General features: G+C 58.4%; 17 protein-coding genes and 1 pseudogene. 6 read left to right on the top strand and 12 right to left on the bottom strand.

Features of this window, described 5'->3' with window-relative positions; genetic code table 11:
• Positions 1-20 precede the first annotated feature (20 nt).
• Positions 21-1,241: a 2-iminoacetate synthase ThiH gene (gene thiH / locus AB5Y73_RS11595; RefSeq protein WP_162895474.1), complete on the top strand. Its 1,221-nt coding sequence runs from the start codon at positions 21-23 to the stop codon at positions 1,239-1,241.
• Between the two features lie 1,085 nt (positions 1,242-2,326).
• Positions 2,327-2,740 (top strand): hypothetical protein, encoded by a 414-nt coding sequence (locus AB5Y73_RS11590; RefSeq protein WP_107682212.1) that lies wholly within the window; start codon positions 2,327-2,329, stop codon positions 2,738-2,740.
• Between the two features lie 1,610 nt (positions 2,741-4,350).
• Here the strand turns inward: AB5Y73_RS11590 and AB5Y73_RS11585 are convergent.
• The 4 genes and pseudogenes from AB5Y73_RS11585 to AB5Y73_RS11570 all read right to left on the bottom strand — a co-directional run.
• Positions 4,351-4,473: pseudogene (locus tag AB5Y73_RS11585) on the bottom strand (GNAT family N-acetyltransferase); the annotation flags it as partial.
• Entirely contained in the window at positions 4,473-4,889 is a 417-nt protein-coding gene (locus tag AB5Y73_RS11580; RefSeq protein WP_107682210.1) for a GNAT family N-acetyltransferase, read from the bottom strand. The gene AB5Y73_RS11580 and the pseudogene AB5Y73_RS11585, both read right to left, overlap by 1 nt.
• Before the next feature lie 54 nt (positions 4,890-4,943).
• The gene (locus AB5Y73_RS11575) at positions 4,944-5,579 is read right to left on the bottom strand and encodes a Vat family streptogramin A O-acetyltransferase (protein ID WP_279499334.1); all 636 of its coding nucleotides are present in this window, start codon (positions 5,577-5,579) and stop codon (positions 4,944-4,946) included.
• A gap of 23 nt (positions 5,580-5,602) precedes the next feature.
• Positions 5,603-5,920, bottom strand: coding sequence for a hypothetical protein (locus AB5Y73_RS11570; protein WP_019445167.1), 318 nt, complete (start codon positions 5,918-5,920; stop codon positions 5,603-5,605).
• A 348-nt stretch (positions 5,921-6,268) separates the two neighbouring features.
• Between AB5Y73_RS11570 and AB5Y73_RS11565 the strand changes: the two genes are divergently transcribed.
• Positions 6,269-7,159 carry a sensor domain-containing diguanylate cyclase gene (locus tag AB5Y73_RS11565; RefSeq protein ID WP_058054157.1) on the top strand — a complete coding sequence of 297 codons (891 nt, stop codon included), beginning with the start codon at positions 6,269-6,271 and terminating at the stop codon, positions 7,157-7,159.
• A gap of 471 nt (positions 7,160-7,630) precedes the next feature.
• A complete protein-coding gene (locus AB5Y73_RS11560) occupies positions 7,631-8,905 on the top strand; it encodes an amino acid permease (protein ID WP_181497642.1) in 1,275 nt (424 codons plus the stop codon).
• A 66-nt stretch (positions 8,906-8,971) separates the two neighbouring features.
• Here AB5Y73_RS11560 and AB5Y73_RS11555 read toward each other — a convergent pair whose 3' ends face one another.
• Positions 8,972-9,610 (bottom strand): exopolysaccharide biosynthesis protein, encoded by a 639-nt coding sequence (locus AB5Y73_RS11555; protein WP_005356544.1) that lies wholly within the window; start codon positions 9,608-9,610, stop codon positions 8,972-8,974.
• Positions 9,611-9,861: 251 nt separating this feature from the next.
• On the opposite strand from AB5Y73_RS11555, the gene AB5Y73_RS11550 reads away from it, so the two are divergent.
• Positions 9,862-10,482 (top strand): outer membrane beta-barrel protein, encoded by a 621-nt coding sequence (locus tag AB5Y73_RS11550; RefSeq protein ID WP_107682261.1) that lies wholly within the window; start codon positions 9,862-9,864, stop codon positions 10,480-10,482.
• Between the two features lie 90 nt (positions 10,483-10,572).
• Here the strand turns inward: AB5Y73_RS11550 and AB5Y73_RS11545 are convergent, their stop codons facing one another.
• Complete coding sequence (locus tag AB5Y73_RS11545; protein ID WP_107682207.1) at positions 10,573-11,496, bottom strand: GGDEF domain-containing protein; 924 nt, start codon at positions 11,494-11,496, stop codon at positions 10,573-10,575.
• 505 nt (positions 11,497-12,001) lie between these two features.
• On the opposite strand from AB5Y73_RS11545, the gene amt reads away from it, so the two are divergent.
• A complete protein-coding gene (amt, locus tag AB5Y73_RS11540) occupies positions 12,002-13,429 on the top strand; it encodes an ammonium transporter (protein ID WP_107682206.1) in 1,428 nt (475 codons plus the stop codon).
• 82 nt (positions 13,430-13,511) lie between these two features.
• Here the strand turns inward: amt and AB5Y73_RS11535 are convergent, their stop codons facing one another.
• From AB5Y73_RS11535 to pckA, 6 genes are all read right to left on the bottom strand, one after another.
• Positions 13,512-13,979 (bottom strand): glycine zipper 2TM domain-containing protein, encoded by a 468-nt coding sequence (locus AB5Y73_RS11535; protein WP_005340126.1) that lies wholly within the window; start codon positions 13,977-13,979, stop codon positions 13,512-13,514.
• A gap of 97 nt (positions 13,980-14,076) precedes the next feature.
• Entirely contained in the window at positions 14,077-14,574 is a 498-nt protein-coding gene (locus AB5Y73_RS11530) for a GNAT family N-acetyltransferase (protein ID WP_043822605.1), read from the bottom strand.
• A 112-nt stretch (positions 14,575-14,686) separates the two neighbouring features.
• Positions 14,687-15,091, bottom strand: coding sequence for a nitrous oxide-stimulated promoter family protein (locus AB5Y73_RS11525; RefSeq protein ID WP_005356534.1), 405 nt, complete (start codon positions 15,089-15,091; stop codon positions 14,687-14,689).
• An 87-nt stretch (positions 15,092-15,178) separates the two neighbouring features.
• Positions 15,179-16,981, bottom strand: coding sequence for an aminopeptidase P family protein (locus AB5Y73_RS11520; RefSeq protein WP_107682205.1), 1,803 nt, complete (start codon positions 16,979-16,981; stop codon positions 15,179-15,181).
• A 33-nt stretch (positions 16,982-17,014) separates the two neighbouring features.
• Entirely contained in the window at positions 17,015-17,680 is a 666-nt protein-coding gene (locus AB5Y73_RS11515) for a GntR family transcriptional regulator (protein ID WP_107682204.1), read from the bottom strand.
• A 193-nt stretch (positions 17,681-17,873) separates the two neighbouring features.
• Positions 17,874-19,499, bottom strand: a complete 1,626-nt coding sequence (gene pckA / locus AB5Y73_RS11510; RefSeq protein ID WP_181497640.1) for a phosphoenolpyruvate carboxykinase (ATP) — start codon at positions 19,497-19,499, stop codon at positions 17,874-17,876.
• Positions 19,500-19,507 lie beyond the last annotated feature (8 nt).

Genomic DNA, 19,507 nt, shown 5'->3' with positions numbered 1-19,507 from the left:
GTCATGAAACAGGGGCGACCATGAACATCTCCCCCTTGCCCCAAGGGCAGCCAGAGGTTTGCCCCCCTCTCCCTCTGGGAGAGGGGCTGGGGGTGAGGGCGCCGGGGGTGAGGGCTAAGGAGTCTACCTTTCTCGACCGATGGCAGGAGCTGGAGTGGGACGATATCGGCATGCAGATCCGCGCTAAAACTGCCGCCGATGTAGAGCGGGCGCTGGGTTCACCCCGCCGCACCCTGGCCGATTTTATGGCGCTGATCTCCCCTGCCGCCGAGGCGTATTTGCCGCAGATGGCAGCCGAGGCCGAGCGGCTGACCCGCCAGCGCTTTGGCAACACCATCGGCTTCTATGTGCCGCTCTATCTGTCGAACCTCTGCGCCAACGACTGCACCTACTGCGGCTTCTCCATGAGCAACCGCCTCAAGCGCAAGACCCTGAATGCAGAGGAGATTGAGCGCGAGTGTCTGGCCATCAAGGCGCGCGGTTTTGACAGCGTGCTGCTGGTGACCGGCGAGCACGAGCACAAGGTGGGGCTCGTCTATTTTCGCGAGGTGATGCCCATCATCCGCCGCCACTTCAGCACGGTAGGGATGGAGGTTCAGCCCCTCTCGCAGGCCGACTATGCCGAGCTGAAAAGCCTCGGCCTCGACGCCGTCATGGTCTATCAGGAGACCTACCACGCCCCCACCTACGCCCGCCACCACCTGCGCGGCAACAAGCGGGACATCGCATGGCGCCTCGCCACGCCGGATCGACTTGGCCGCGCCGGTATCGACAAAATCGGGCTGGGGGCGCTGATCGGCCTTTCTGCGGACTGGCGAGTCGACAGCTACTTTGTCGCCGAGCATCTGAGCTGGCTTGAGCGTCACCACTGGCAGAGCCGCTACTCGCTCTCCTTCCCGCGCCTGCGCCCCTGCACCGGTGGGCTGGAGCCTGCCGTGGTCATGTCGGATCGCCAATTGGCCCAACTTATCTGCGCCTGGCGCCTCTTCTCGCCCACGCTGGACTTGTCCCTCTCCACCCGCGAGTCGGCTACGTTTCGCAACGGCGCGGTGCGCCTTGGCATCACCCAGATGTCGGCCGAGTCGCGCACCCAGCCGGGTGGCTATGCCGAAGGGGATAAAGAGGAGCTGGAGCAGTTCGCCATCCACGACGACCGCCCGGTGGGGGAAGTGGCCGCCGCCGTGCGGCAGGCGGGTTTGCAGCCGGTGTTTAAAGACTGGGAACCGTTTTTGGGGAGATAGAGGGTGATTTCCCTTTGCCATACACAGATCGGAGAGAGGGATGCCGGAACACAATAGCTATTCGCGGTAAACGTTGGGCTTCGCAAGCTCAGCCGCAACCTACATCTGTGGTAGGTTGGTGCTGAGCGTAGCGAAGCCCAACATACGAGATAGCCAGACTCCGTGCCTGTGGCGAGCAGGCACGGCTGCGCCGTGTAATCGTAGGGTCGATTAGCCGTTAGGCGTAATCGTCCGCTCCGTGTGATGGGGAATGGCACGGCCTTGCCGTGCAGGACACGAGGCCGCTGGCCTCGAAGGGTGTTCGCCCGCCCTTCGGGCTTGGGCGAGTAACTTTTTTTGCGTGGCTAAAGAAAAGTCACCAAAAGAAAGGCCACCCCCACCAATCCGATCGCTACGCGGTTTCCCTCAGGGCAGGTGCAAGGTCGGACGGACCACCGCAGACGGCACTTTGACCTTCGCCATCCATGGCTTCGGCCAAAGTCCGCTTCGAACATCCTGTTCTCGCGCCAAATCGGGTCGAGCTGTGCTCGCCCTTTTCCGATCTGGCCCCTGTGCCGGCTGCGTCTGCGCCATCATCCCTGATGGCGCTCCTGACCTTGATCCTTCCCCTCGGCGGATTGGAGGGGGAATCAAAATCGTGCCCTTCTTAAGCTCTATCGGCGTTGTGATGTCTTCCCCAAGACTAATTAATTTATTGATCTAGCTCAGGAAACGACAATCTCATCCTTCCTTCCCTTGTTGTGCTCGCTAAGATAGCCGTTTGAGGATGGCCAGCTTGATGTCAGGGATGAATCATGCCAGAGCCTTGTAAGTTAAAAACAGCAGAACGGAGGCTGTTTTTAGAGGGGGAGCACTGCTGGCGATGGTTATAGTCAACTTCATTACTGTTTTTCTATACAGTCGTAATGGTTGATCAAAAATAGGAGGCAATCGAATACGTTCAGTTTCAGAGGTTGGAGTTTAATTTTTTGATTTAATAGAACATTTCTTCAAAGAATATAGGGCCGTAGCGGTGTTAGATGTAAGGTGGTATTGATGTGTTAGCACCGCCTTTCATCTAATCACTGTTAGGAAAAGGAGAACATATGCCCTATCAACCATACTGGAAGTCAGAGTTTCAGAATCACCTAACCTCAATGAAAGGAAAGGGAAATCTCACTTGGTGGGAAGAGGTCTCTGAAGAACTGGAGTCAGGCGGACATAAAATATGGGAATACGTTTATCGCTTCAATCTAGTTAATCCGGCTGCATCAATAATAATATTTTCCTCGGTTTATAAGGCAACTGACCGCTCACGAGAAATAAACAGTGACGCTGTCCGTATAGTTTACGAATGGAAAACAAGAAACGGACTCATCTATTCGAAAATTGCAAAAAAATATCGCGTCGACACGCTATTTGAGAATTTAGAAGGCGCGCTAATTAACGCCTCAAATGATAGCTTTGATTTAAATAAATACGTATGGGTAAACAGTATTCAGGAAACTGATGTACAGTAAGCCTAACAACTGGCTCAAGTAGTTCGCTTCGCTCACTGCGGGACCGGCTAAAGCCGGTCTCTTAACCAAACCTTAGGCGTATACCACATACCGCCGTCACCATCGAGAATCAATATGACAGATAAGAAAGAAATGGTCGTAGTTGATGCTGGTCACCTCGTTTCACCAATCGGTGAACTCAATACGTAATTAGAGGGGTATCTCGTAAACGTTGGGCTCCCCGTAAGTGATGTTGTTGCACCAATTGCTGAAAGGAAAAAGGTCATAGCACAACTCGCTGATGCTCTGGAAATCCTTCCGCACGCCGAACGTGGCAAAGCCCACTACTTATCGCGCTTTACGATTGCAATCGCTGCTGGGCTATTTGATGGCGCATTAAATTATCTTTGGGACGAAACTGTCAGGGCTCTTCGCTACCAAGTGATTAGCTTTGATATTCAATATTTTTATTCGGTTGCCGAGAAAATTAGCTCCCGCTACAAGTCGCTTTCAAAGCCGGAAGAAATCGATCAAGTTAGCGAACACGATCTATTGGAGGGATGTCGCCGAATTGGGTTGGTAACGGATGTTAACTACCAACGATTGGAGCATGTTAATTACATGCGCAATCATGCCAGTGCTGCACATCCAAACGACAACGAAATCGATGGCTACGAGATGCTTGGGTGGTTGACGGTTTGTCTTAAACATGCGATCACTGCGGAGCCAGACCATTCTCTAATTTCCATAAAGCAACTTCTCCAAAACATCCGTACGGTAGCCATCCCAAGTAGTGACTTCTCCGTAATCGGTTCTGATTTGGCAAAACAACCGCAAGAGCGGATTGATGACTTCCTCTGGACTTTATTTGGTATCTACACGGATGATAAATCTGCTCAGCATGCAAGAGACAATATTGAAGGCATTAGTCCGGCCGTCTGGGCTGCGGCAACCGAAGACAGAAAATACGAAATCGGGGCCCGATTCGGAATACTCAGAAAAAATGGTGAGGTTGCGAAGAAGGATGCTTGCCAGAAATTCTTGGAAGTGGTGAGTGGTCTCGCATACAAAGATGAAGACAGCCTTGCCGGAGAACTAATAGAGAAGCTTGAGAACCTCTATCGTGCACATTTTGGATCAAACAATTTTTATAACGAATATCCTCATGCACAAGCACTGAATGATAGCTTACCCGCGACAGGGAAGATTCCCCGTGCGGCGCGGGCAATGTGGGTCAAGGTAATTTCCATTTGCTATGTCGGCAACGGATATGGATACCAGCAAGGAGTCGACGAACAAGCCCTTCCGTATTATCAAAACTACGTAAATAATTTCACCGAAGGAGAAGCAGTCGAATTCATCAAGCTCTTCTTAGAACCCGAGTTTGCCAGCCCGCTATCACGAAACATCCCAGATAAACGAGCCCGTGATTTGGCAACGATCCTGAAGGCCAAACACATGAACGTGCATTTGCAGCGAGCGCTCGATTTAGTCATTACTGCCCCCGCGAAGACTTTGTATGGCCTCTACAACACGACAGACATTCAAGAATGTTGTGCCAAATCTTCCGACCTAACAAATCGTTCCAAGGGACTCCGAAAAAACAGTGCTTTTTCTCCCCCCCTAATATACCAACCCATCCATCTGCCGACCGTGTCGATGGATTCGTGCGCCGCGCGGACAAACTCATCGGCATCGCCCGCTTCGAACGGGCGGATAACGAGTGTGGCGTTGGCAAGGCGTGGGAATGTCATCACTTGCCCTGCTTTTTCAGAAAGTAACTGATATGCCCCGGCGGCATATCGGGCAGCTGGCCAAAGACCTCGTAACCCTGCTTTTGATAGAAGGGGAGGGCCTGAAAACTGGTGGTTTCCAGATGGTAGTTGGTGATGCCCTTGCTTTGGGCGTACTGCTCCATGGCGCCGAGCAGGCGGCCGCCCCAGCCGTCGCGGCGGATGCTTTCGTCGATCCAGAGCCAGTCGACGTGCAGCCAGCCCCACTTGATGTCGGCGATGATGCCGCCGTGTACCTTGCCCTCTTCATCCTTGATAAAGCTGGCGATCCGTTCGCGCAGATGGGTGCCGGCGTGATCCTTGTTGAAGCCCGAGAGGCCAATGCGCAGCGCTTCGATCTCATCGTCCTGAGGCGGTTGGGGTGGGGTGAGTTGCATAGTGCTTCCTGCTTGATGGTGGTTGTCTCTAACGGGTTGCCGCTTCCAGCGCGGCTATCTCGCCGCCGCTTCCAGCGCGGCTATCTCGCCGCCGCTGATAAGCGGCAGGTTGCGGCTGATCTGCTCCACCGGCCAGTCCCACCAGGCGATGGCATTGAGACGGGCGATGGTGTCGTCGTCGAAGCGGTAGCGGATCACTTTCGCCGGGTTGCCGCCGACCACGGCGTAGGCGGGCACGTCACCGGTGACCACGGAGCGGGCGGCGATAATGGCGCCGTTGCCGACTTTTACTCCCGGCATGATCAGGGCGTCATAGCCAATCCAGACATCGTTGCCGATGACGGTGTCGCCCTTGTAGGGGAGGCTGCCCGGGGCGGGGGCGGCACTCTCCCAGCCGTTGCCGAAGATAAAGAAGGGGTAGGTGGAGAAGCCGGAGGTCTGGTGGTTGGCGCCGTTCATGATGAACTTCACCCCGCGGGCGATGGCGCAGAACTTGCCGATGATGAGCTTGTCGCCGATGAAGGGGAAGTGGTAAAGGACGTTGCGCTCAAAGCCCGCCGAATCCTCCGGGTCGTCGTAATAGGTGTAGTCACCCACTTCGATATTGGGCCCCTTGATGGTGTTCTTGATAAAGCACACCTGGGGGAAGCCGTTCATGGGGTGGGGATTGGCGGGATCCGGTCCGTGCATCTGGTCTCCTTGGATGGGCCGGGCTAGAGCGCCGGGAAGTAGCAGGCGCTCATGTCGATGGGGTGATCGGGGCAGTCGGGCAGATAGAACTGCCAGCCCGCATCGGAGAAAGCGCGCAGCTCGGTTTCGACAAACTTGATGGCGAGGCTCAGGGCCTGCAGGCTGTCGATGCCGTAGATAAAGGTCTTGTCGCTCAGCCCCGCCAGCTTCACCTTGCAGCGCCAGTCACCGCCAGCCGAGCGTGGATCCGGCTCGGGGGCCTTGATGGCGATTTTGAGGACGAGCTGTTCCCCTTCGGTGCTGATGGCGTCGAAGCGGGCGTTAACGATGGCGTTTTTCATCTGGCGATTCCTTTTCCGTGGTACAGCCCCTGCGGTTGCGGGTGGCTGGCTCCCTGATGGCTGATGAGGTGAAAACTGGACTCAGGACGGCCAGCGTAAATGAACTTGTGAGTTGAAACAATGGGATATGCGTGACCGGGGGAGGGGGCTTTCGTCGCCGTGAGCGAGCGCAGTGGCGGGAGTAGCAACGCGCTGGCCACCCGTGGTGGCCGAGAGGCTGGCAGGCTGCTAGATGTAAAGGATTGTTGGCTGTGGCCGCAGATTTTTCTGTTCTGCCGATGAGGGCGAGCGAGTCCTCTTGAGGCAGAATATCTCCCCCCTGTTTGACGTTGAAGTACAGGAGTCTCCGTGGCGCTTTCGGTAACCCAGCTTTATGAAGTGATGGCCCAGCTGCCAGATCCCGTCTTTATCCTCAGTGAAGATGGCTATTACGTGGAATATATCGGCGGCATGGAGCAGCAATCCTATCACGATGGCAATCCGCTGGCGGGCAAGCAGCTGGCCGATGTGCTGCCACCCGAGATGGCCATATGGGTCAAGGCGCAGGTAGCAGAGTCGCTGGCGAGCGGTCAGGTGCGAGTGGTGGAGTATGAGCTCTCAGCAGCCGAGGTGGGGGGGATCAATGCTGCCGCCGGGCCGCAAGGGATACAACGTTTCGAGGGCAAGATTGCGCCGCTGCCCTCCCTCTATGACGGCAAGCGGGCGGTGGCCTGGGTGACCCGCAATATCACCCGCCAGTACGAGTTGCAGCAGCGACTGCTGCGCCAGAGTGAAACCGACCAGCTGACTGGCCTCCATAACCGCCGTTTCTTCTTCGAGCACTGCCAGCCGTTGCGGGCAGGGGAGGCCCCCTGCGGTCTTATCATGCTCGACATCGATCACTTCAAGCAGCTCAACGATCGCTACGGCCATCAGCAGGGAGATCGGGCCTTGCAGCGCTTCAGTAGTTGTATTGATGCCCTGTTGCGGGCGGATGACCTCTTTGTGCGCAGCGGTGGCGAGGAGTTTCTGATCCTGCTGCCGCGGATCGATGAAGCCGGTTTGCAGCAGATGGCGGAGCAGATCCGTGCTGCCGTCGAAGCGCTGCCTGCCGATCCGGTCGCCATCACGGTCAGTCTGGGCACAACTCTGGTGCAGCCGGAGGAGGAGATCAATCAGGCGCTGGCTCGGGCCGACGAGTGGCTCTATCGGGCCAAGCGGGCAGGCCGCAACCGGGTGGCGCACTGCCCGGCAGGTTGAAAGTGCCGCCCCGGTCGCTGTCGGAAATAGCCTGCGCTTTTACCCTGAATAAATTGGCTGACATCACTGTCAATTAGTAGAAAAGTTGGCCGTATTATTTAACTCATATTCCACAGCTTAAGGTGTTAATATTATCGGCCTGATCGCTGGTCTTATTTGTGTTGTTGGGCAACAGCATGAGGTTTTATCGGTATGTTATCAAACAGGCGTGAATCTGGTTTTGGGTGACGAATGTGATACATCCTGTTGTCTTTTGAAACATTCCGATTCAAACAGTCATGAATTATTAACCTTGACCCGGATAGCGATTTCAACGATGGTAGCGTGGCAGCTCCGTTTCTCTCCGGTGGCTCTGTTGGCCGCTGGCGGCGTTGTTTTTTCATGTGCAGGGCGATATGCAACGACATATCTCCAGCCTGTTATTCGGGCCAATAAAAATAATGATGACAGATTAATAAGGTATATATTGCAATGAGTGTTTCTATTGCTGAAAAGAGTAACCCTGTTTCAAAATTGAAATGGGAGAAAAGCGATTCGGTATGGACCATGGGCCTATATGCCACTGCTGTCGGTGCCGGTACGTTATTTCTCCCTATTACGGTTGGCAGTAATTCCCCGGTTATTTTGCTGTTTATTTTATTGCTGGCTTTTCCGCTCTCTTATTATTCCCACCGGGCATTGAGCCGCTTTGTGCTCTCCAGCTCCCATCGGGAAGGGGATATCACCCATGTGGTGGAGGAGCACTTCGGTGCCAAGGCGGGCAAGCTGCTGATGCTGGTTTATCTGATGGCCTTCTACCCCATCATTCTGGTCTACAGCATCTCCATCACCAACGCGATCCAGAGCTTCGTGGTTCACCAGTTGGGGGATGCCGAGCTTCCGCGCGGCTTGCTGGTGCTGGGGGGGATGCTGGGCCTGCATCTGGTGCTGCTGGCTGGCAAACAGATCGTGGTATCGGCCATCAGCGTGCTGGCACTGCCGATGGTCGCCTTTCTGATTGGCCTCTCTATCTATCTGCTGCCCCAGTGGAGCCTCTCCTATTTCAGCGAGAGTCAGTCTGTGGAGTGGCGTGATCCGGCGTTCTGGAAATCCCTCTGGCTGATCGTGCCGGTGATGGTGTTTTCGTTCAGCCATGCGCCCATCATCTCCTCCTTCAGTGCGGCGCAGAAGAAGCGCTGTCAGGAGAGTGCCGACCTGCGCGCCAAGCGGATTATCAAGTGCAGCAGCATGCTGATTTGCGGCAGCGTGCTCTTTTTCGTGGTGAGCTGCGTGATGAGCCTGAGTCAGGCCGAGATGGCGCTGGCCCGCACCGACAATATCTCGGTGCTGTCGGCGTTGGCGAACAAGTTCTCCAATCCGCTGATCGCCTATGTGGGGCCGCTCATCGCCATTCTGGCCATGTCCAAATCCTTCCTCGGCACCTCCATGGGGGTGAGCGAGGGGACGGTGAGCATGGTGAGCGGTGCCTGTCAGGGGCTGGGGCTCTCTCTCAAGGAGTCGACCATCGCCCGGGTGTCATCGGTGATCCTGTTTATGGTGACCGCCGTCATCACCTATCTGAACCCCAATGTGCTCGACATCATCGAGCGCGTCAGTGGCCCGCTGATCGCGGTGATCCTGTTTCTGCTGCCGGCCTGCTCCATCTATCGCTTGCCCGCACTCAAGCGTTATCGCGGGCCGAGTACCCTTTTTGTGTTGGTGATGGGGCTGCTTGCCATCTCGGCCCTTATCTACGATCTGCTTTGACCGGGCGGTATCCCGCACAAATCAAAAAGGGCGACCATCTGGTCGCCCTTTTTCTGTGCATCGGGGTTAGCCGAGCAGGCCGCTGGCGCTCTGGCCCGCCATCAGCAAGCCGATGGCCAGCACGCTGAACCAGACCAGGGTTGCGCTTACCAGCAGATAGCCGCTGGCGACGAACAGACCATCCCGCTGCAACATGCCAGTGGCAAGCAGCAAGATGGCCCAGGCAGGCATGGCGTTGGTGAACGGGATGGCGCCCAAGGGCAGCATCAGCAGCAGGGCGGCCAGCATGATCAGCAGGCCGTTGCAGCGGTTGACCGTGTTGCTGCCGGTCAGCACCAGCAGGCGCGGGCGGATAACGCGATCGACCCGGGCCAGCAGATCCGCTCCCTTGTGCAGGGTCGGCTTGAGCTGGTCGGCAGCGAAGCGGCGCTCCATCAGCATGGCGGGCAGCCAGGGCACCCGATTGAGGGTGATGCCGATCCCGATAAAGAGGATCAGCAGGCCAAACGGGGTGCTGACCCCGGGAATGGAGACCGGCAGCAGGAAGGGGACGGTGAGCAGCACGCAAAACAGCAGCATGCCCTGCTCGCCCACCAGCGCGAGCATCTGGCGCAGGCTGATGTGGCTCTCGTCGATGGCATGCGCGGTGGCCCGCAGGGTATCCGCGAGGGTAGTTGTGGGGTCGTTGAGTTGCGCGGCAACCATTCCCTGATGTCCTTTTGAGTAGTGATAACGGGCCCCGATGACCCGATTTGGCGCCAGCATACGTGGCAGAGGTTAACCGTCGATGAATGGTGGCAGGGGCGCATAGCGGCGCCAGTGGGGCGGCTCGGCAGAGGTTCCGGCGAGAGGGAAATCCCGCGATGAAAGTGATCCGGTACAGCCGCCGTTTAGGATGGGCCTAGGACGCCTCTGGTATGCTTTCTGCACAATCACACAGGGAGCAGGGGATGATGATGAAGAGAGTCGGGATAGTGATGATGGGGTTGTTGCTGCCACTGGGGCCGGTCTGGAGTGCCGAGGCCGCGACCACATCCGGTTGGCAGGTGACGCCATTTTTCGGTTACAGCTCAGCCATCGACTTCGAGAAGATCGATGAGGTGCAGCCGGTGCCGGTTTCTGCATCGTTTGATTCACTGCAGGGGCAGGGCTCCGGCAGCTGGGGCCTCTTTATCAGCAAGGAGGTGGATGATCCCGGCATGATTGAGCTGCTCTACAGCCATCAGTCCACCACCCTCTCTTCCGACCAGCCGGATCGCCTGACGGTGGACACCCTGCACTTTGCCGGTGCGCTGACCCTCTCTGACAACCTGATGGCGCCCTATATCGGCGCCGGGATCGGGGTGACCCGCTTTGCCGCCTACGATAGCGAGGTGACCCCTTCCATGTCGCTGGCACTCGGGGTGCAACCGCGCCTCGCCGAGCATCTGGCGCTGCGGGCCGAGGTGCGCGGTTATGGCTCGCTGGTCAACGACAACAATCAGTTTCTCTGCAACCCGGAGCAGTGCGTGTTCAAGGTGCGCGGGGAGCTGGTAACCCAATGGCAGGCCAATATCGGTCTTACCTTCCGCTTTTAGGCGGGGGGATTTCCCACATGAAACAAGGGCCCTTGGGCCCCTGTATCAGCAGCAATCTTCCGCCGTGATCGGCAATCCACCGATAGCTCTTTACGCCTCTTTATTAGTCGGCGTCGCCCATACCGCGCAGTTTCTACCCGCCTCCTTGGCGCCATAAAGCGCCTGATCCACCCGCTTGAACAGCGAGACGGCCGGCTCCTTGGGCTCGCGGATCCCCACTCCCAGGCTGACCGTCATGGTATGGGCCGGGTCGGGGGCTATGGTGCGGGTCGCAGTGAGCAGGGTGTTGGCCAGTTGCTGCAGCTCGGCTTCGTGGGCGACGGGCAGCAGCAGGGCAAACTCTTCACCCCCGACACGGGCCGCCAGCGCACCGGGCGGGCAGTGCTGTTGCAACAGCTCGCCAAACTGCTGCAACACCCGATCCCCGATATCGTGGCCGTAGTTGTCATTGATCACCTTGAAGTGATCGAGATCCAGCAGGATGAGGGCGTGGCAAATCCCCTGCTCCAGAAACAGCTGCTGATGAAAGTAGCGCCGGTTTGGCAGCCGGGTCAGATCATCGAACAGTGCCTGTTGTCTGAGCTGGGTATTGATGTGGAAGAGGTGGTGCATGGTGCTCAGGATGCCGATGCTGCTGAGCAGGATGCCGCTGGAGCGCAGCAGATCCTCGGCATAGATGGCGAGCCAGAGTGGCTGCGCCACCAGCTCATCCATGATGTCGGCGGTGGCCCCCATGATCCACAACATCAGACCGCAGGAGAGCATGCGGTAGGTGTGGGTGGGCAGGTGGGCGCACTGCACGACCCAGAACAGGAACATCATGGTGAGCCAGTTGATCACCTCGAAGCCAAAGCTGACGGCGTAAAAGCGCTCGTAAGGGAAGTGGGGCAGCAGCAACAGATGAAGGGCCATGATGGCCAGCATCACTATCCCCAGCAGCGCGATGTGGGCGCGATGCTCCCGGTCGAGATGACGGTAGTGGGAGAGGCTGATGTCGAGACGATCGAACTGCATGGTGTTCCTCGGATTGGGCCTGCCATCAGGTTGCAAACAAGAGGCTGCGTAATGGCATGCCGTGGTCGGATAACAGGAAACGGCTGGTCTGTCAGTGTAAACGAGCGGGCCCGCAGCACGCGATATCGATGACGTCAGCTTGTGGGCTGGCTCAGGGTTTGCGCACTTCTGGTGCGTGAAGTATCGCCTGCCCTGTGACAGGGCGACCCTGGGCAGGTTAGCGTAGCTCATGCGCCAAATTGGTGCGTTGATGATGTGTGATCTTTCTAATGCAATGATTTAAAAGGATTTAAATTTATGGCCCGCTTTATGCTTTTTAGATGTCAGACGGTCTCTTGCGGTCATCGACGGCAGATGCAGTGATGAGGAAGTGGCAAGAGGCATCCCCGTGCCGGGCACGGGTGTGATTCTGGCGGGTTGCAGCAACACCTTGCGGTTCGCCACAGATTCAATCAGGGAAACGGAGCCGGTCTTGTACCGGTACGACAGGGAAGGAGAGTGCTCTATGGTCAAAAAATGGATGATGGCGGGTCTGACGATGTTGCCTGCCTTGCTGGTTACCCCAAGTTGGGCCGAAGAGGTCGCTCAGGTACAGGCTGCGGTGGCGCCGGTTGCCGCCATGACAATCAACAAGGGTGACAACACCTGGATGCTGCTCTCGGCGGCGCTGGTGATCCTGATGTCGATCCCCGGTCTGGCCCTCTTCTATGGTGGTCTGGTGCGGGCCAAAAACATGCTGAGCGTGCTGATGCAGGTCTTTACCCTGTTCTGCCTCATCTGCGTGCTCTGGGTGCTCTACGGCTATTCGCTGGCCTTTACCGAAGGGGGCAATTTCTACGGCTCCTTCAACAAGGTGCTGCTCAAGGGGGTAACCCCTGACTCCATCGCCGCCACCTTCAGCAAGGGTGTCGGGATCAGCGAGCTGATCTATGTGGTGTTCCAGGGGGCCTTTGCCGCCATCACCTGCGGCCTTATCGTGGGGGCGTTTGCCGAGCGCATCAAGTTTGCTGCCGTGCTGCTCTTCTCGGTGATCTGGTTCACCTTCGCCTATATCCCGCTGGCTCATATGGTGTGGTACTGGGCGGGTCCGGATGCCTATACCAGCGCCGAAGCCGCAGCAACCGCGACCGCCACTGCCGGTTATCTGTTCCAGCATGGTGCGCTGGACTTTGCAGGCGGCACAGTGGTGCACATCAACGCCGCCGTGGCGGGTCTGGTGGGTGCCTATCTGGTGGGCAAGCGTCTGGGCTACGGTCGTGATCCCATGACCCCCCACAGCCTGACCATGACCATGATCGGCGCCTCCCTGCTCTGGTTCGGCTGGTTCGGTTTCAACGCAGGCTCCGCGCTGGAAGCCAACGGTATCGCCGCACTCGCCTTTATCAACACCTGGGTAGCGCCGGCTGCGGCAGCTCTCTCATGGACGCTGGCCGAGTGGGTGATGAAGGGACGTCCCTCCCTGCTGGGTGCGGCATCCGGTGCGGTGTCCGGTCTGGTGGTGATCACTCCGGCAGCCGGTTTCGTCGGTGTGGGCGGTGGTCTGGTGATGGGCCTTATCAGTGGTGTGGCGGGTCTGTGGGGTGTCCACGGTCTCAAGCGCATGTTGGGGGCCGATGACAGTCTGGACGTGTTTGGCGTGCACGGGGTGTGCGGCATTCTCGGTGCTCTGCTGACCGGCGTTTTTGCCAGCCCGGATCTGGGCGGTACCGGGGTGTGGGACTATGTCACCAATCAGGTTGCCGAGGGTTACTCCATCCTGACTCAGGTGAAGATTCAGGCTATCGGGGTCGGAGTCACTCTGCTCTGGTCCGGTGCCGTGGCGGCGATTGCCTTCAAGGCGGTCGACATGCTGGTGGGTCTGCGGGTGAATGGCGATGCCGAGCGGGAAGGGCTGGATGTTACCTCCCACGGCGAGAAGGCTTACAGCATGTAATCCCGAATGCCAGAGAACAAAAAACCGCCGGGATCGGCGGTTTTTTTATGACTCTAAAGCTGCAAAGCCTGAGTTCACACTCTTAGTTCACGACGGCCACGTTGATGCTGCCATTGCCCTGGGTCATGCGCACACGGGCGCCCGGGGTGAAGGTGGGGCTGGCTTTCTGCACGACCACGATGGCTTCGCCGTTCTCTTTCTTGATCTCCAGCTCGACGCCGTCGACCTGATTCATCTTGTTGCCGATGGCGTTACCTGCCGCTGCACCGGCGATGGCGCCACCTGCGGCTGCGATGTCGCGTCCGGTGCCGCCACCGACTGTGCTGCCCAGCAGGCCACCGACTACGGCGCCGCCAATGGTGCCAATCAGGGAGTTCTCATCGGCCTGGATCTTCACCGGGCGGGTGGAGATGATGGTGCCGTAGCTGACGGTCTGCACCTGTTTGGCGCGGTCTTTGGTGTAAACATCGCCAGAGTAAACGTCACTGTTGGCGCATCCGGTGATGGTGGTTGCTGCCAGCAGGGCAATAAGGGTCATACGCTTCAACATGGTGGGCCTCCTGGGCTGCACGTAATTTGAACAATCCGGTTGATGAGTGAACTTTACTCCAACCCCGTCACACATGAAATCGGCAAAATGTAACCAATTATGCGTTCTGTAACCGGTTTTGTCCTTGAATCGCAGCTGTACCGGAGAGGGTTTTAACCAGCAGCAGACGGTCTTCTCCGGGGCCGAAATAGTCGGCTATTTCCGCCTGCAATGTGTAACCGAGCCGGTAGTAGAGGCGCTGGGCCGGATTGGCCGGATCGACCGTGAGCCGCAGTTCGCTGATCTGCAGCGCCTGCTGGTTGGCCTCCATCTGGCGCATCATTCGCTCGGCCAGACCAAAACCGCGCGCCTCGGGCAGCACCGCCAGCGAGAGCACCCAGCCTTGCGACCGCTCCTGACCGAATCCCCCCAGCACATAACCCACCAGCTGCCCCTCGTATTCGGCCACCAGCAACAACTCGGGCCACAAATCCATCGCCTGACGGAAGAAGAAGGCGGGATAGACATCTTCGCCAAACACCTTGGCATCGATCTGCCAGATGGCGTGCATGTCATTGTGGGTGGCGGGGCGTAGCAGGGGCGGGTTGTGGTGCATCAGGACTCCATCGGCAGCAAACGGATCGGCAACGCCGCTGACCTTGGGGTCAACGGCAGAAAAGGAGTCATAGGGTAGTGGTCATCCCCTGCCGGATGCAAGGGATTGGCGGTTATGGCGGCAGGGGGCGGCTCTGGGGCAGTTTGGGCGCTTTGCGCAAGCCGTCGAGCAGGTGGCGGAGGGTGAGCCAGGGGTGGCGCAGCAACATGCGCGGGCCGCTCCACTTCATCACCTGCTGGATTTGTTTGCGCATCGCCGGGGCGTAGCAGTGGATATTGCAGTTGGCACAGGTGGGTTTGTGGCCGTGGCCATAACGGCAGCGACGAAGGCGCTGATGGGCGAAATCCCGCAACTGGCGACAGTGGCGGCAATGGGGATCCTGATGATGGTGCTGGCAGTAGAGGCGGATCATGGCGCTGACCGTCTGCTGCTCGCGCATGAGTCTGGGGTGGTCACTCGCTTTTTTGCTGGCTGCGGCGTGTGAGCCCCGGGCTGGGCTGGCATGATGACTTTTCATGGCCGCCATTCTCCTGACCTGCTCGCATGGGGTGTTGATACAGGTCAAAAGGGGGGATAAAAAACAGGGCCCGCAGGCCCTGTGTCATCAGATGAGGCTGGTTGCCTGCTCCAGCCAGGCGAGGTCCTCGCCTTCGAGCAGTGGGCTCAGGCGGCGGAACACCTCAACGTGGTATTCGTTGATCCAGCGGAATTCGGCCGGACTCAGCAGGCTGCGGTCGATCAGGCGGGTATCGAACGGCACGTAGGTCAGGCGCTCGAAGCCCAGCATCGGCAGCTCGCCAACCTGTTCCAGCTCGGTCACCACCACCAGGTTTTCGCAACGGATGCCAAAGTCATCTTCACGGTAGTAGCCCGGCTCGTTGGAGAGCACCATGCCCGGTTGCAGGGCGACCATGCTCCCTTTTGGCGCGATGCGCTGGGGGCCTTCGTGGACACTCAGGAAGTGACCGACGCCGTGACCGGTGCCATGGTCATAGTTGTAACCGGCCTGCCACAGCGGCATGCGGGCCAGCACGTCGAGCTGGATACCGGCGGTGCCACGGGGGAAGCGGGCCTGATCCAGCGCTATATGGCCCTGCAGTACCCGGGTAAACATCGCTTTCTGCTCGTCGCTCACCTCACCCACCTTGATGGTGCGGGTGATGTCGGTGGTGCCATCCATATACTGGGCGCCGGAGTCCAGCAGATAGAGGCTGTCCTGACCGAACGCGCGCGGGGTGCCATTGGTGTGGTGGTAGTGGCACATGGCGGCGTTGGGGCCGAGCGCGGAGATGGTATCGAAGCTCGGCTCGACGTAGTGCTCCTGCTCGCGGCGGAACGCTTCCACCTGATCGGCCAGAGTGCCTTCATCCACCCCCTCGAACTCGCCGGAGGCGACCAGCCGATCCAGCCAGGCGAGGAAGCGGGTCATGGCCACACCATCACGCAGGTGAGCGGCACGCATGCCGGTCAGCTCGATCTCGTTCTTGCACGCTTTCGGCAGCATGGTGGGGTCTTGCCCTGCCACCAGAATGGCGCCCGCCTCTTCCATGACGAGCTGGGTCCAGGCGTTGGCGCTGTCCGGATCGGCCAGCACCTTCTGCTGATCTTCACCGATGCGCTGCAACACGTCGCCCAGCTTGTCGATGGGGTAGACGGAGACATCCTGCCCCACGTGTTGGGTAAAGGCGAAGCAGTCAATTTTGTCGGTATCGACGAAGAAATCCATGCTGGTGTTGGCGTAGAGCACCGCAAAGCCCAGCACCACCGGCAGCCGGTCGATATCGCGGCCACGCAGGTTGAGCAGCCAGTTGATGGGCTCGGCCTGGGTCAGCAGCACGGCATCCAGCCCGCGCTTGCGCAGGTCGGCCGCCAGCTGTTCACGTTTGGACTGGCTGGACTGGCCCGCCAGCTCCTCGCTGTAGAGGATGACCGGGCTCTTGGTCGGCTCCGGGCGATCGCTCCAGTTCAGGTCGATGGGGTTCTGCTCGACGCGGATCAGCTCGATACCGCGGTCGGCCAGCACGGCCTTGGCATTCTTGTACCAGGTCAGGCTGTGCAGGCGGGCATCGAAGCCAACCCGGGAGCCTGACGGCAGCTGCTCGGCCAGCCACTGCACATGGGGATTTTCAATGAGGTGGAGGAATTCGAACAGTTCGGCGGGGGTTTGCATCCGCGCTTGCACCGTATAGCGACCATCGACAAAGAGGGCTGCTCGCTGGGCCATGATGATGGCGACGCCGGCAGAGCCGTTGAAACCGGTGATCCAGTCAAGCCGCTCGGCATAGGCGGGGATGTACTCGCCGAGGTGCTCATCATCGTGGGGGACGATAAAGGCGTCCAACTCCTGCATGGCCAGCTCGGCCCTGACTTGGGCGACGCGGGTTTCAATTATCTCGAAATTATTCATGTCGTTAGTGCCAGATGGTTGCTATATGAGTGTTCAGTTTTTATGGCCGCTGGCCAGGATCCGCTTGATCGACTGACCCGCTGCTTCGATATGCTGCCTGAGCAGCACCACCGCCTCGTGCTTGCGCCGGGCGCGGCACAGTTCCAGCAATTGGGCGTGTTCACGCTCCGCCTTGTCCACCCCGTCGCTGGCAAAGAGCAGCTCGAAGCGGACATAGCGGTCACAGCTCAGATTGATCTGGGCGATCAGTTCAAGTGCCTGGGGGCGACCGGCTGCCTGATAGAGGGTGGCGTGAAAGCTGTGGTTCAACTCGGCCCAATGTTCGATCTGGGTGCCTGACTCCAGGGCGTGATCAAACTGGGAGAGGATCGCCTCCGCTTGCGCGAAGGTGGCTTCCGTCATCTTGTCGACGGCGTGAAACAGGGTATCGGCTTCCAGCAGCGCTCGCAAATAAAAGAGCTCTTCAATGGCCGAGGCGTCCAGCATGGTGACTACGGCGCCGCGATGGGCTTCGAACTTCACCAGCCCCTGCGCTTCCAGCTGCATCAGGGCTTCGCGCACCGGGATGCGGCTCACGGCCAGCTCTTTGGCAATGGCATCCTGACGCAAGGGGGCGCCAGCGGGGAACTCCCCACGGAGGATCCGGCCACGGAGGTTTTCCATCACCATCTGGGTTCGGGTCTTGTAGGGTGGGGTCATGGTCGGGTCACGATTGGGCGTTACAGAATTGTATATTGTATAAAGTTTGGCTGAATCTAACCTGTCACAATAGGCAAAGGCAAGGTTTTGGCCCCTTTAACGGGGGTGATGGCGGCGTTCGGGGCTCTACAAAAACAAAAATGCCGGTCAGCGTGGCTGACCGGCATGATGTCACTGATACGAAGCGAGCCTGTTACAGCTGCGGGCCTGCCGCAACCAGACGTTTGCCTTCGTCGTTATCGGTGAAGCGCTCGAAGTTCTTGATGAAACGGCCTGCCAGATCGACGGCCTTGGCATCCCACTCGGCCTTGTCGGCGTAAGTGTCGCGCGGGTCGAGGATCGCCGGGTTCACATCGTGCAGCGTGGTCGGGATCTCCAGATTGAAGATCGGCAGCACCTTGGTCTCGGCCTTCTCGATGGAGCCATCCAGGATAGCGTCGATGATAGCGCGGGTATCCTTGATGGAGATGCGCTTGCCGGTGCCGTTCCAGCCGGTGTTGACCAGATAGGCTTCTGCACCTGCCGCTTCCATCCGTTTCACCAGCTCCTGACCGTACTTGGTCGGGTGCAGGGAGAGGAAGGCTGCGCCGAAGCAGGAGGAGAAGGTTGGAGTCGGCTCTGTGATGCCGCGCTCGGTACCGGCCAGTTTGGCGGTGAAGCCAGACAGGAAGTGGTACTTGGTCTGCTCCTTGGTCAGTTTGGAGACCGGTGGCAGCACGCCGAAGGCGTCGGCAGTCAGGAAGATCACCTTGGTGGCGTGACCTGCCTTGGAGACCGGCTTGACGATGTTGTCGATGTGATAGATGGGGTAGGAGACGCGGGTGTTCTCGGTCTTGGAGCCATCATCGAAGTCGATGGTGCCATCGGCAGCAACGGTCACGTTCTCCAGCAGCGCATCGCGACGGATGGCGTGGTAGATGTCCGGCTCAGCCTCTTCGGAGAGCTTGATGGTCTTGGCGTAGCAGCCCCCTTCGAAGTTGAACACGCCGTGGTCATCCCAGCCGTGCTCGTCATCGCCGATCAGCTGACGCTTGGGATCGGTGGAGAGGGTGGTCTTGCCGGTGCCGGAGAGGCCGAAGAAGATGGCGACGTCGCCGTCCTGACCCACGTTGGCGGAGCAGTGCATGGAGGCAATGCCGCGCAGGGGCAGGAAGTAGTTCATCATGGAGAACATGCCCTTCTTCATCTCGCCACCGTACCAGGTGCCACCGATGAGCTGCATCTTCTCGGTCATGTTGAAGGCAACAAAGTTCTCGGAGTTGAGACCCTGCTCCTTCCAGTTCGGGTTGGTGCACTTGGCACCGTTCATCACCACGAAGTCAGGCTTGAAGGTTTTCAGCTCTTCATCGCTCGGGCGGATGAACATGTTTTTCACGAAGTGTGCCTGCCAGGCCACCTCGGTGATGATGCGCACGGCCAGGCGGGTATCCGGGTTGGCACCGCAGAAACCGTCGACCACAAACAGGCGCTTGCCGGAGAGCTGTTTGGTGACCAGCCCTTTCAGATGTGACCACACTTCCGGGGTAATGGCTTTGTTATCGTTTTTACCCTGGTCAGACCACCACACAGTATCCTGGGTAGTGGCATCTTTGACGATATATTTATCTTTCGGGGAGCGACCGGTGAAGATACCGGTGTTTACGTTGACGGCGCCCAGCTCGGTCACCACACCGCGCTCAAACCCTTCCAGGTCAGGGCGTGTCTCTTCCGCGAAAAGCTGCTCGTAAGAGGGGTTGCGAACGATTTCTTGGCTGTTTTTGATGCCGTACTGGTCCAGTCCTAATTGTTGGGCCAGGGTGGGTTCTGCCACGATTGTCATTGTATTCT

Source organism: Aeromonas sp. s7(2024) (assembly GCF_040907825.1).
GTDB lineage: Bacteria > Pseudomonadota > Gammaproteobacteria > Enterobacterales > Aeromonadaceae > Aeromonas > Aeromonas veronii.
This window is presented reverse-complemented; position numbering and strand designations above follow the sequence as displayed.